Here is a 12,593-nt window from a genome sequence, read left to right on the forward strand (position 1 = left end):
TGACTCCCCGCAATGGGAAGAGCCCCCCGTCGATGCACAACCGTACATGGACGAGGGGCTCGCAGCGTCGTCCGGCTCGCGGACGTTCACTGTGAAGGCGATCAGGCGTCGCGCTTCTCCTTGATCTTGCGGCGGGCCGCCTTGCCGCGGAGCTCGCGCAGGTAGTAGAGCTTCGCACGACGGACGTCACCCTTGGTGACGATCTCGATGTGGTCGATGATCGGCGAGTGCACGGGGAACCAGCGCTCGACGCCGACCTGGAAGCTCACCTTGCGGACCTTGAAGGTCTCGCCGATGCCGTGGCCCTGACGGCCGATGACGACTCCCTGGAAGACCTGGATACGCGAGCGCGTGCCTTCGATGATGTTGACGTGCACCTTGATGGTGTCGCCGGGACGGAAGTCCGGAACGTCGGTACGCAGCGATGCTGCGTCGACGTTGTCGAGGAGCTGGCTCATGGTGGGTTTCACTCTCTGCGGACGCGCACGGGTCGCCGCGGATCGAAGGTTCGGAAAGTGGTGGTGCGTGCCCGGTGTCGGCGACTCCCCCGTGGCAGAGTCCAGCCAGGGCACAGCGTTCAATACTGCCACAGAGAGCGCGGGAGACAAAACGACGAGGATGGACCCATGATCGAACTCCGCACCCCCGCCGAGCTGGACGGACTGCGCGTCGCCGGCCGGTTCGTGGCCGACGTCCTCGACGAGCTGCTCGAGACCGTCGACGTCGGCGTCAACCTGCTCGACCTCGACCGCGTCGCGGCCCGGATGATCGCCGAACGCGGGGCGGAGAGCTGCTACGTCGACTACCACCCGTCGTTCGGCATGTCGCCGTTCGGCAAGAACCTCTGCACCTCGGTCAACGACGCGGCCCTGCACGGCCTGCCGCACGACCACACCCTGCAGGACGGCGACCTGGTGAGCCTGGACTTCGCCGCGAGTGTGGGCGGCTGGGTCGCGGACTCCGCCGTCAGCGTCCAGGTCGGCACGCCGCGCGACGAGGACCAGGCCCTGATCGCCACGGTCGAGCGAGCGCTGGCCGCCGGCATCGCCCAGGCGACTCCCGGCAACAAGCTCGGCGACGTCTCGCACGCCATCGGTCACGTCGCACACCAGGCCGGTCACGACGTGAACCTGCAGTTCGGCGGGCACGGCGTCGGTCGCACCATGCACGGGGACCCGCACGTGCCGAACGACGGCCGTCCGGGTCGCGGCCTGAAGCTCCGACCGGGGCTGGTCGTCGCGATCGAGCCGTGGCTCATGCAGACGACCGACGAGCTCTACCAGGACGACGACGGCTGGACCCTGCGCAGCGTCGACGGTTCCCGTGCCGCGCACGTCGAACACACGGTCGCGGTCACCGAGGCCGGCCCCGAGGTCCTGACCCTGCGTCGCGCCCAGCGCGCCGACCCGACCGTCTGACGGACGGGAGGCACGGTGCGGGCCCGCCCCGCGCCTCCAGGCAGACCCGGCGGGGCCGGGTTTCGTGCTCAGCGACAGTTCACGCGGAACGAACCGCGAGGAGTGTCGCTCAGCCCGAAAATCGTCCAGCGGACAAGCGCACGAGCCGGTCAGGCAGGCGGCAGCAGGTCCGGACGGACGCGCCGCGTCCGCTCCAGCTGCTGCTCGTGCCGCCAGGCACCGACGCGGGCGTGGTGCCCGCTGAGCAGGACGTCGGGGACGTCGAGGCCGCGCCACGACGCGGGCTTGGTGTACGAGGGGTACTCGAGCAGACCGTCCTCGTGGGACTCCTCGACCAGCGACTCGGGGTTGCCGACGACGCCGGGGACGAGTCGACCGACGGCCTCGATCATCGCCATCGCCGCGACCTCGCCGCCGTTCAGCACGTAGTCGCCGAGCGAGAGCTCGACGACGGTGGCGCGCGACGACGCCCACTCGAAGACGCGGGCGTCGATGCCCTCGTACCGCCCGCAGGCGAACACGAGGTGCTCCGACGTCGACGCGAGCGACCGCGCGATGGACTGCGTGAAGGGCGTGCCGGCCGGCGTCGGGACGACCAGGGTCGACGAGCCGTCGGGCCGGAAGAGCGCCTCGAGTGCCTGGGCCCACGGCTCCGGCTTCATCACCATGCCGGCGCCACCGCCGTACGGCGTGTCGTCGACGGTGCGGTGCCGGTCGGTGGTCCAGGACCGCAGATCGTGCACGTGCAGGTCGAGCAGACCGCCGGAGCGGGCCTTGCCGAGCAGGGACACGTCGAGCACGGAGAAGAACTCCGGGAAGATCGTGACGATGTCGATCCGCACGGCGACTAGTCCGTGACCGTCTCGGGGCGTGAGGTGTCCTCGGGGTCTTCGAACAGTCCCTGCGGCGGCGTGACCGTGACGGTGCCGGCCGCGATGTCGACCGCCGGCACGATGGCCGAGACGAACGGCACGAGGACCTCGCCGCGGGACGGCGTGTCGATCGCGAGCAGGTCCTGGGCGGGCATGTGGTCCACACGGGCGACCGTGCCGACCTCGACGCCGTCACGCAGGACCTTGAGCCCGACGAGCTGGTGGTCGTACCAGGCGTCGTCCTCACCGGTCTCGGCGTCGGCGTCCTGCTCGACCCAGAGGATGATGCGCGCCAGGGACTCGGCCGCGGTGCGGTCGTCGATCCCGGCGAAGAACGCGACGGGGTGACCGTTGTACCAGCGGAGTTCGTCCAGCTCGAGGGTCTTGCCCGACCACGGTGAGTCGTCGGGGACCTGGAGCGTGAAGGTGGCGCCCGGGGTGAACCGACGATCCGGGTCGTCGGTGTAGAGCTCGAGCTTGATGCCGCCCTTGAGCCCGTGCGCCTTCGTGATTCGACCCACCCGGAGCTGGGTCGTCTCCCTAGGAATCGGTGTCCACCACGTCGACCCGCACGCGCTTGCCGTCGGCCAGGGCCGTGACGAGGGTGCGGAGCGCCTTGGCGGTGCGCCCGGCGCGACCGATCACGCGGCCGAGGTCCTCGGGGTGCACGCGCACCTCGAGGACCTCGCCGCGTGGGGAGGTGGAGCTGGCGACGCGCACGTCGTCAGGGTGATCGACGATCCCCTTGACGAGGTGCGTCAGCGCGGATTCGAGCAAGGACTACGCCTCGGTCGTCTCGTCGGCGGTCTCGGCGTCGTCGGCCTTGGCGGCGGGAGCCGTCTTCTCCGACTTCGGCTTGAGCACGGCCTTCTTCGAGGAGTCGACCTGGAAGGCCGGCTTCGGCTCGGCGACCTTGACCTTGGACTCGGTGTCCTTCTCGCCCTTGAACTTGGCCCAGTCGCCGGTCAGCTTGAGGAGGGCCGCGACCTGCTCGGTCGGCTGCGCGCCGACGCCGAGCCAGTAGAGCGCACGCTCGGACTCGATCTTGATGACCGAGGGCTCCTCGGTCGGGTGGTACTGACCGATCTCCTCGAGGACACGACCATCGCGCTTGGTGCGCGAGTCGGCGACGACGATGCGGTAGTAGGGCGCACGGATCTTACCGAGACGCTTCAGACGGATCTTGACAGCCACAATTGCTCCTGTTTGCTTTCGTTGTGGTTGAACTGGAACCGCGGGCGTGGGGGCACACACGGCGAAAGCTCGAGAGAGATCGCTCACAGCTGGATAGAGGGTCGAGCTGCGGCGATTCGACCGTTCATTCTTGCAGATTCCCGGCCGTGATGCGAGCCGACTCGCTACGGCGCGAGGCGCCGCACCGCTTCGAGGGCCTCGGACGTCGCCCGGACCGCGTCCACGCTCCGTGCGTCCCGCGCGCCGCCGACGACGGCGTACGGCACGCCGGCGGCCTGGAGGCCCGTGGCGAGTCCGCCAGGCGCGTCACCCTCGGCGTCGGTCGCGCGCTCCTGCCCGGCGCAGACCACGACGGAGTCCGCCGGCACGCCGACCTCGTCCCCGCGCTCGTCGCGGATCCAGAGCACCCCGGGTTCGATGCGCAGGTACTCCTGCACGCCGCCGACCATCCGCACCCCGGCGTCCCGCAGCCGGCCGATCGCGACCCAGCGTGAGGTGATGCCGATCCCCTGGCCGAACTTGCCCGAACGCCGGAGCACCGTCACCTCGGACCCCGGTCGGGTGGTGCGCCGTGCCGCGGGGAGTCGCTGCGGCACGTCGCCGACGAGCTCCTCGGACACGTCGAGGTCCCAGCGGGCCGCGAACTCGGCGGCCCGGACGACCTCGTCGGGCGACTCGGTCAGGAACGCCGCGGTGTCCACGCCGATGCCGCCGCCGCCGATGATCGCGACGGTGCCCTCGGGTACGCCGTTCCGCAGGGCCTGCTCGTAGGACAGCACGTGCGGCAGGTCGCTTCCGGGGATGTCGATGCTCCGCGGGACCACCCCGGCCGCGAGCACGACGGCGTCGCTGTCGACGAGGTCCCGAGCCGTGGCCGGGCGTCCGAGGTGGATCGTGGCCCCCCGCTCGGCGAGCTCGGCGCGGGCGGACCGCACCGTGGCGGCGTAGTCCTCCTTGCCCGGGACGAGTGCGGCGAGGCCGAACTGGCCGCCGAGGCGGTCGGAGGCCTCCCAGACGGTGACGTCGTGGCCCCGGCGTGCGGCGTCCACCGCGGCGGCGAGTCCGGCCGGCCCGCCACCGACGACGTCGACGCGCTTCGGGTCCGCGGTCGGCCGGGCGGGGAAGGCCACCTCGCGGGCGGCACGGGGGTTCACGAGGCAGGACACCGGTGCGCCGATGATCGAGCGGTCGAGGCACGCCTGGTTGCAGCCGATGCAGGTGTTCACCAGGGCGAACCCGCCCGCGAGCGAGCGCGACACGATGGCGGGGTCGGCGAGGAACGGCCGGGCGAGGGCGACGGCGTCGATCAGTCCGTCGCCGAGCACGGCCTCACCGTCGCGCAGGTCAGTCATCCGGTTCGAGGCGATCACGCGGACGTCCGGGTACGCGGACGAGCGCACCACCGCGGCGATCCGTGCCGCGTACGCCAGCCAGGCCCCGTGCGGCACCGAGGCCTGCACGGTCGGGGTGCGGGACTCGTGCCAGCCGATGCCGACCGAGATGCCGTCGAGCCCGAGCGGCAGCAGGTCGTGCACGAGCGCGTCGACCTCGTCGTCGGTCGACGAGCCGGGCATCAGGTCCGCGCCGGACAGCCGGATCGTCACGGCGAGCTCGGGCACCGCGGCGCGCACGGCCCGGACGACCTCGATCGCGAAGCGCCGACGCCGTTCCGCATCGCCGCCCCACTCGTCGTCGCGCAGGTTGGTCAGCGGCGACTGGAACTGGTTGATCAGGTACCCCTCGGACGCCATGATCTCGACGCCGTCGAACCCGATCGCGCGGGCGGTGCGGGCCGCGGCGGCGAAGTCCTCGATGGTCCGCTCGACCTCGGCCGACGTCAGCTCGGTCGGCACCACACCGCGGGCGGCCGCCCACGGCAGGGCCGAGGGCGCCACGACGCGCTGCGGGTCGCCGTGCCGGTCGACCATGCCCGACGCGAGCGCGTACCGCCCGGCGTGGAACAGCTGCGCGAGGATCGTCCCACCCTCGTCGTGCACGGCGTCGACCGCCACCCGGAACCGCTCGTCGGCTCCCCCGACGCCGAACACCGCGAAGTCCGGACCGCCGCGGGCCTCGTCGTTCACCGCGATGCCGCCGGTGATGATGCACGCCGCCCCGCCGGCCGCCCGTTCGCGGTAGAAGGCGGCCATGCCGGCTCCGCCGTCGTCGTGCACCTCGAGCCCGGTGTGCATCGACCCCATCACCACCCGGTTCGCCAGGTGCAGGGGGCCGAGGGTCCAGGGTGACGCGACGGTCCGGAGGGACTCCGGCACGACGGGGGCGGAAGCGACGCTGCTCATGCGCCTATTCTGCGGGGTCCGCGCCCGGAGCGTCGGCCGGCAGCACCGCGTCGCGGAGGGGCGACGTCGTGTCCGACCAGTACGGCGGGGCGATCACCGTCAGACCGCCGTCCACCGAGAGCACCTGCCCGGTGATGTACCCGGCCTTGTCCGACAGCAGGAAGTCGACGGCGTCGGCCATGTCGTCGGCCGACCCGGGGCGCTGCAGCGGGAGCTTCTCGAGGACGGTGTCCATCGGCGCCTGGCCGGGGACCTTCGTGTAGAAGTACTCGAGCGAGTCGGTGTCGATGAGGCCGCCGTTCACCGCGTTGACGGTGATCTGGCGCGGACCGAACTCCACCGCCATGTACTTCATGTACGCCTCGCTCATGGCCTTGGCGGCACCGAGTGCGGCGTAGGTCGGGAACGCCCGGAGCGATCCGTACGACGTCACGACGACGATGCGGCCACCCCGGTCCATCAGTTCCGCCGCGCGCTGGGCGCCGAGCACGAACGAACGGGCGTTCGTGGCGTAGCTGCGGTCGAGGTGGTGCAGCTTGAGGTCGGCGACGGGCTTGAACGCGCTGGCCGCGGCGTTCGCGACGAACATGTCGAGGCGTCCGTAGGTGTCGCGCACCAGGTCGAACAGGGCGTCGATCGACTCCGGCTGCTCGATGTCGACCTGCGCCGTGATGCCGTCGCCGCCGGCCGCCCTGACGTCGGCCAGGGACTCCTCGGCCAGGTCGGCGTTGCCCTTGTACGTCACCACGACGGTGACGCCGCGCTGGCCGAGCTTCTGCGCGAGCAGGCGGCCGATGCCGCGCGAAGCGCCGGTGATGAGTGCGATGGGTGCGTTGGTGCTGTCGGTCACTGCGGTCCTTCAGGTGAGTGGGAGACGGACTGGAGGCGCGTGGCGGGCCCGCCACGGGCCTCCAGCCCGGTCGTCGGTCGGTTTCAGAACCCGGCTGCGCCGGTCACGACGGCGCGGCCGACGATCAGCTTCTGGATCTCGTTGGTGCCCTCTTCGAAGCGCTGCGCGCGTGCGTCGCGGTAGACGCGCTCGATGGCGTTGCGCTTCCAGTAGCCCTGCCCGCCGTGCACCTGCAGGGCCTTGTCGGTGACCCGGGCGAGCATGTCGACGGCGACCATCTTCGAGGCGCTGGAGAGCGTGCCGGCGTCGGGGCGGTCCTCTTCGTAGGCGCGGGCGGCCTCGAGCACCAGGGCGCGGGCGGCGGCGATGTCGGCGTAGTTCTCGGCCAGGTAGAACTGGATCGCCTGGCGGCTGGAGAGGCGCTTGCCGAAGGTCTCGCGCTTGTTCGCGTACTCGACGGCGAGCTCGTTCGCCCGCTCGGCGAGACCGACGGCGCTCATCGCGACGGACACCCGGCTCGGCAGCAGGAAGCCGCCGAGCGCGACCTCGAGGCCCTGGCCTTCGGCGCCCAGGCGGGCGCTGGCTGGGATCGGGGTCTCGGTGAACCGCAGGATCGCGTGGTCGGTGCCACGGATGCCCATGGTGTCGGAGTCGTCGATCACCTCGGCACCCGGCAGCCCGCTGTTCGGCATCAGGAACGCGACCGTGCCGTCCTGGCCGGTGCTGCCCTCCAGCCGAGCGGCGATGAGCCAGTGGTCGGCCTTGACCCCGAACGTGATGAGGTGCTTCTCGCCGTTCATCACGTACGTGTCGCCCTCGCGCCGGACCGTCGTGCGGATGTCCGCTCCGGTGCCCGCGGTGGCTTCGGTCAGGGTGAACGCGACGAGCGTGTCACCGGCGACGGACGGCTTGACGACCTGCTCGATCTGCTCCGGCGTCGCGTAGGGGGCCATCGCGCGCCAGGTGCCGTTGATGACGTGCACGAGCATGCGGATGGAGGCGTGCGAGCGGGAGACGACCTCCATGATCTCGAGGTAGCGCGAGAACGGGATCGCCCGTCCGCCGAGTTCCGTCGGGGCGGCGAGGCTGAGCCACCCGTTCTCCTTGAGCTCCTGGAACAGCTCGGGGGCGACCCGGCCCGTGCGCTCGATCTCCTCCGCCCACGCCTCGCCGGGGCCGCGGACCCACTCGGTGACCTCGGCCTTGAGCTGCTGGAAGGCGGCTTCGTCGAAGCCCGTGCTCGTCTGCTCGACGATCGTCATCGTGTCTCGTTCTCCTTCGTCGCGACGAGCGCGGCCGCCTGCTCGCGCAGGATGTTCTTCTGGACCTTGCCGACCGCGTTGCGCGGCAGCTCGGTGGTGTACTCGAGTCGCTCCGGCCAGTAGTACTTGCTCACGCCTGCCGTGTCGAGGTACTGCTGCATCCCGGCGAAGTCGAGCGGCTCGTCCGCGCGGGCATTCACGACCCAGGCGCAGGCACGCTCACCGAGCCGCTCGTCCGGCATCGCCACGATCGCGACGTCCGTGACCAGCGGGTGCTGGTACAGCAGGTTCTCGATCTCGACGACGGGGATCTTCTCGCCGCCGCGGTTGATGACGTCCTTCACGCGCCCGGTGATCGACAGGAAGCCCTTCTCGTCGACCTTCGCCAGGTCGCCGGTGCGGTACCAGCCGTCCGCGGTGAACACGTCGTCGGTCAGGTCCGGGCGGTCGAGGTAGCCCGCGAACATCGTCGGCGAGTGCAGCTCGAAGTTGCCCTCGGTACCGGCAGGCAGCTCGATCCCCGCGTCGTCGACGATGCGGATCGAGATGCCCGGCAGCGCCCGGCCGTCGTGGCCGTGGGCGTCGGCGGGGTCGTCGCTCGGGCTGGACAGGGCCCCGAGACACGTCTCGCTCGTCCCGAAGGCGCCGAGGATGGCGCTGCCGAGCACCGAGCTCGCTCGCTCGGCCAGTGCACGTGGCACCGCGGCGCCCGTCGGCACGAAGATCCGGAGCGACTCGGGCTGCCCGGCACCGGCCTCGACCAGGTCGACGAGGTCGGTCAGGAACGGCGTCGCGCACTGCACGAAGGACGCCCGGGCGACGCCGAACGCCTGCTCGAGTGCGACCCGGCCGTCCCACACCGGCTGGATGACCTGCGGGGCACCGAGCCGGAACGCCAGCAGCATGCCGTACAGGAACCCGGTCTGGTGAGCGAGCGGCGACGGGATGTAGATGCGGTCGGCGCTGGTCAGCCCGGACTGCGCCACGTGCATGGCGGTCGCGAGTCCGAGCGTGCGGTGCGGGTGCTGCACGCCCTTCGGCTCCCCCGTGGTGCCGGAGGTGAAGAGCAGCTGGCAGACGTCGTCCGGCCCGGGAGCGTGCGACGCGATCTCGTCGACGTCGACGTGCACGGCGGCGAGGGCGTTCTCGAAGTAGCGCCAGTGCCAGTCGCTCGCCACGACGCGCTCCAGGGCGTCGGCGGGCAGCGGCGGCTGGTTCGTCGGGGTGTCCCCCTGCCCGCGGGCCTCGGCGCGGAGCACGATGACGTGCTCGAGCGACAGGCGACGGTCCTGCGCGGCCGCCTCGTCGATGACGTCGAGGAGTTCGAGCGCGGGACGGCGCTTCCGGAACACGTTCGGCAGGAAGACCACGCGGGCCTTCGAACGCGCCAGCGTCATCGTGGTCTCGCGGGGACCGAACACCGGCATGATCGGGGTCGCGACGGCGCCGATCTGGATCGCACCGAGGGTGATCGACACGAACTCGCGCCAGTTCGGCAGCTGCATCGCGACGGATTCACCCGTGCGCACGCCGAGTTCGAGCAGCAGGGCGGAGACCCGGTCGGCCTCGTCCTGCAGCTCCTTCCACGTGGTGTTCGCGGGGGTCGCACCGCCGACCTCGATCACGGCCAGGCCGTCGGGGTCGGTCTGCGACAGGGCGCGGACCCGCTCGCTCAGGACGAGCGGGTCGGCGTCGACGCCGGCGAGCTCGGGCACGGCGACGGCGGGCTGCGCGGCGGTGGGCTGCGCGGCGGCGGGCTGCGCGGCGGCCGGCTGCGCGGCGGGCTGCGCGACCGGCTGGTCGGTCGGCTCGGGCGCCGCAGACGTCTCGAGGGGCGTGCCGAGGTGCGTGCGGACCCCGTCGGCCTCGGCGGCCTCGATCCGGTCGTCCCGCGCCACCTGGGCTGCGAGCCGGTCACCGACGGACATGTCGAGCCCGACGGAGTTCATCGCCTCGAGGAACGTCGGGTAGGAGATCCGGTAGGCACGCGGGTAGGTCAGGCCGGACACCCCGTCGGCACTCGACGCCGCGACCGCGAGGGACATCAGCACACGGTGGTCGTTGAACGAGGACATCGGCGCACCGTGCAACCCGGCCGCGCCGACGCCGGTGACCCGGAGCTCGTCCGCGCCCTGCTCGGCACGGCCGCCCATCCGGTTCAGCTGGAGCATCGCCGCCACCCGGTCGGACTCCTTCAGGCGGATGTGCGCCACGTTCCACAGTCGGCTGGTGCCCTCGGCGAAGGTGGCCATCGTCGACAGCACGGGCAGCAGGTCCGGGATCGGACGGCAGTCGACGTCGAGCGGCCGGAGCGGGGACCCGTCGTGCTCGATCCGGACGAAGCCGGTCTCCTCGTCGATCCGCATCGGCACGCCCATCGCGGTCGCGAGGTCCAGGAACTCGCTCTCCGGGTGGTCCGTCTCGGCCGTCGTCGTGGCCGTCATGCCGCGCAGCAGCACGTTCGACTCGCGGGTGCCGGCCGCCGCGATGCCGAACGCTGCGGACCCGATGTCGGGCGGGATGACGTAGTCGTGCGGGGTGGCCTGCTGGCCCGCCGGGATCCGGTACTCGAGCCAGTCGTCGGAGACCTCGACCGTCAGGCCGAACTGCCGCATCATCCGCACGGTGAGCTCGACGTAGGGCTGCTCGTTGAGCCGTTCGCCGGTGATGTGGATCCGGGTCTCGTGCTCTGCGAACGGGGCCACCAGCAGCAGCCCGGACACCCACTGCGACAGGGTGCCGGCGATCGTCACGTCGCCGCCGCGCGGACGCCTCGGCTGCACGGTGACGGGCGGGCAGTCGTTCGTCGCCTCGAGCTCCACCCCCATCTGCGTCAGCGAGGTGAGCAGCGCCTTGATCGGGCGGCGCTGGAAGTACTTCATGCCCGACAGGGTCATCGGGCGGTCGGCCAGCGAGGCGAGCCCGGTCATGAAGTAGAGCGTGGTGCCCGAGGACCCCATGTTGAGCAGTCCGTCGGCACCGCGCGAACCGTGGTCCACGACGTCGGTCGCCTGGTACCGGCCGCCCAATCCGGTCACGTGGTACGCGTTCCCGCGACGCTTGACGTCGACGCCGAGCGCGCGGAGCGTGCCCACGGTCCACTCCACCTGTCGCGTCGCGCTGACCCCGGAGACGACACTCGTCCCCTTCGCCAGCGACGCGAGCACCAGCGCGCGGTGCGCGTGGTACTTCGAGACCGGGATGTCGAGTTCTCCGACGAGCGGGGCGTTCGTCCCGCGCACCACCAACTGCATGCGTACCTCTTCCCTGTAGGAACATTTCAACGGTACGCCCACGGTGGAACTAGTTGCAGGACGATCCGCACGATCGGGACAACGCTTCGTTGTGCGTGTCCGACAAGGACCCGGGCAGGATGGACGGCATGGACATCCGCTTCACCGAGTCCCGCCCGTCGACCATCGGCGTCGAGTGGGAACTCCCCCTGGTCGATCGGGCGACCGGCGACCTCGCTCCCCGCGCCCCCGCCGTCATCGCCGCCGTGCACGAGCGGCTCGGCGACCACGACCGCGTCACCGAGGAGCTGCTGACCAACACGGTCGAGGTCGTCTCGAGCGTCCACGACCGCGTGGGGGCTGCGACGAGCGAGCTGTCCGGCATCATCGGCGAGGTCATCGACGCCGCCGAACCGCTCGACGCCCAGGTGATGTGCTCGGGCACGCACCCGTTCGCGGTGTGGGACCAGCAGGAGATCACCCCGGACAGCGAGCACTACACGACACTGATCGACCGCACCCGCTGGTGGGGACGCCAGATGCTCATCTGGGGCGTGCACGTGCACGTCGGCATCGACGACCGCGACAAGGCGGTCCCGATCATGAACGCGATGCTCGCCTACGTCCCGCACCTGCAGGCGTTCACCGCGTCGAGCCCGTTCTGGGGCGGCACCGACACCGGGTACGCCTCGAACCGCGCCCTCATGTTCCAGCAGCTCCCGACCGGCGGGCTCCCGCCGCAGCTCGGCGCCTGGGCGAACTTCGAAGAGGTCGTCGGCGACCTCACGCACACCGGCGTCATCGACGGCGTGAAGGACCTGCGCTGGGACATCCGACCGTCGCCGGGCTGGGGCACCCTGGAGAACCGGGTCTCCGACGGCATCTCGACCCTGCACGAGGTCGGCGCCGTCACCGCGCTCGTGCAGTGCCTGGTCACCGCCTGCTCGGACCGGCTCGACGCCGGTGAGACCCTGCCCACCATGCAGCCGTGGTTCATCCGCGAGAACAAGTGGCGCGCGGCCCGCTACGGCATGGAGGCCGAGATCATCACGAACGTCGCCGGCGACGAGCGGCTCGTGACCGACGAGGTGCACGACCTGGTGCAGCGGCTCGACCCGATCGCCGAACGGCTCGGCTGCCTCGACGAGCTGCACCACCTCGACACGATGATCGAGCGCGGCGCCTCGTACCAGCGGCAGCTGCAGGTCGCGCAGGAGAACGGCGGCGACCTGCGCGCCGTGGTCCGCCACCTGGTCACCGAGTTCCGCGACGCGCTCTAGCCGCGACCGGGGGGCCCCGGGCGTACCTGGCCGAATCGGGCGTACCTGGTCATTCCTCCCGACCAGGTACGCCCGATTCCACTTTCAATCGCGCGTGCGATGGGAAGGAACGACGCGACGCGACCGGACGACGGACGGGAGGCCCGGTGCCAGCTGGCACCGGGCCTCCCGTCCGTCAGGTGGT

The 12,593-nt window shown here is 71.2% G+C and carries 11 protein-coding genes; 2 read left to right on the top strand and 9 right to left on the bottom strand.

Annotated features, from left to right (window positions below):
- Nucleotides 1–101: 101 nt before the first annotated feature.
- Complete coding sequence (rplS, locus tag ACZZ9K_RS03975) at nucleotides 102–458, bottom strand: 50S ribosomal protein L19 (RefSeq protein ID WP_017888254.1); 357 nt, start codon at nucleotides 456–458, stop codon at nucleotides 102–104.
- A 168-nt stretch (nucleotides 459–626) separates the two neighbouring features.
- Between rplS and map the strand changes: the two genes are divergently transcribed.
- Nucleotides 627–1,418, top strand: coding sequence for a type I methionyl aminopeptidase (gene map, locus ACZZ9K_RS03980; protein WP_463443374.1), 792 nt, complete (start codon nucleotides 627–629; stop codon nucleotides 1,416–1,418).
- A gap of 149 nt (nucleotides 1,419–1,567) precedes the next feature.
- On the opposite strand, the gene trmD is transcribed toward map, so the two are convergent.
- The 8 genes from trmD to aroA form a co-directional block, all read right to left on the bottom strand.
- Nucleotides 1,568–2,260: a tRNA (guanosine(37)-N1)-methyltransferase TrmD gene (gene trmD, locus ACZZ9K_RS03985; protein ID WP_027465882.1), complete on the bottom strand. Its 693-nt coding sequence runs from the start codon at nucleotides 2,258–2,260 to the stop codon at nucleotides 1,568–1,570.
- A gap of 5 nt (nucleotides 2,261–2,265) precedes the next feature.
- Nucleotides 2,266–2,811 (bottom strand): ribosome maturation factor RimM, encoded by a 546-nt coding sequence (gene rimM / locus ACZZ9K_RS03990; RefSeq protein ID WP_171907871.1) that lies wholly within the window; start codon nucleotides 2,809–2,811, stop codon nucleotides 2,266–2,268.
- A gap of 19 nt (nucleotides 2,812–2,830) precedes the next feature.
- Complete coding sequence (locus ACZZ9K_RS03995; protein ID WP_017888258.1) at nucleotides 2,831–3,067, bottom strand: RNA-binding protein; 237 nt, start codon at nucleotides 3,065–3,067, stop codon at nucleotides 2,831–2,833.
- A gap of 3 nt (nucleotides 3,068–3,070) precedes the next feature.
- Nucleotides 3,071–3,484 (bottom strand): 30S ribosomal protein S16, encoded by a 414-nt coding sequence (gene rpsP, locus ACZZ9K_RS04000; protein WP_027465884.1) that lies wholly within the window; start codon nucleotides 3,482–3,484, stop codon nucleotides 3,071–3,073.
- Nucleotides 3,485–3,648: 164 nt separating this feature from the next.
- Nucleotides 3,649–5,784 (bottom strand): oxidoreductase, encoded by a 2,136-nt coding sequence (locus tag ACZZ9K_RS04005; protein ID WP_463443375.1) that lies wholly within the window; start codon nucleotides 5,782–5,784, stop codon nucleotides 3,649–3,651.
- A gap of 4 nt (nucleotides 5,785–5,788) precedes the next feature.
- The gene (locus tag ACZZ9K_RS04010; protein ID WP_463443376.1) at nucleotides 5,789–6,634 is read right to left on the bottom strand and encodes an SDR family oxidoreductase; all 846 of its coding nucleotides are present in this window, start codon (nucleotides 6,632–6,634) and stop codon (nucleotides 5,789–5,791) included.
- 83 nt (nucleotides 6,635–6,717) lie between these two features.
- Nucleotides 6,718–7,896, bottom strand: a complete 1,179-nt coding sequence (locus tag ACZZ9K_RS04015; RefSeq protein WP_463443377.1) for an acyl-CoA dehydrogenase family protein — start codon at nucleotides 7,894–7,896, stop codon at nucleotides 6,718–6,720.
- Nucleotides 7,893–11,150: a 3-phosphoshikimate 1-carboxyvinyltransferase gene (gene aroA / locus ACZZ9K_RS04020; protein WP_463443378.1), complete on the bottom strand. Its 3,258-nt coding sequence runs from the start codon at nucleotides 11,148–11,150 to the stop codon at nucleotides 7,893–7,895. The genes ACZZ9K_RS04015 and aroA overlap by 4 nt, the downstream gene beginning before the upstream one ends.
- Nucleotides 11,151–11,269: 119 nt before the next feature.
- On the opposite strand from aroA, the gene ACZZ9K_RS04025 reads away from it, so the two are divergent.
- Nucleotides 11,270–12,409, top strand: a complete 1,140-nt coding sequence (locus ACZZ9K_RS04025) for a glutamate--cysteine ligase (RefSeq protein ID WP_027465888.1) — start codon at nucleotides 11,270–11,272, stop codon at nucleotides 12,407–12,409.
- Nucleotides 12,410–12,593 lie beyond the last annotated feature (184 nt).

This window comes from Curtobacterium sp. AC268 (genome assembly GCF_979258745.1).

Coding starts and splice junctions, on each gene's coding strand:
- ACZZ9K_RS04005 (WP_463443375.1), bottom strand. CDS start 5,784: ATGAGCAGCGTCGCTTCCGCCCCCGTCGTGCCGGAGTCCCTCCGGACC.
- map (WP_463443374.1), top strand. CDS start 627: ATGATCGAACTCCGCACCCCCGCCGAGCTGGACGGACTGCGCGTCGCC.
- ACZZ9K_RS04015 (WP_463443377.1), bottom strand. CDS start 7,896: ATGACGATCGTCGAGCAGACGAGCACGGGCTTCGACGAAGCCGCCTTC.
- rplS (WP_017888254.1), bottom strand. CDS start 458: ATGAGCCAGCTCCTCGACAACGTCGACGCAGCATCGCTGCGTACCGAC.
- ACZZ9K_RS04025 (WP_027465888.1), top strand. CDS start 11,270: ATGGACGGCATGGACATCCGCTTCACCGAGTCCCGCCCGTCGACCATC.
- aroA (WP_463443378.1), bottom strand. CDS start 11,150: ATGCAGTTGGTGGTGCGCGGGACGAACGCCCCGCTCGTCGGAGAACTC.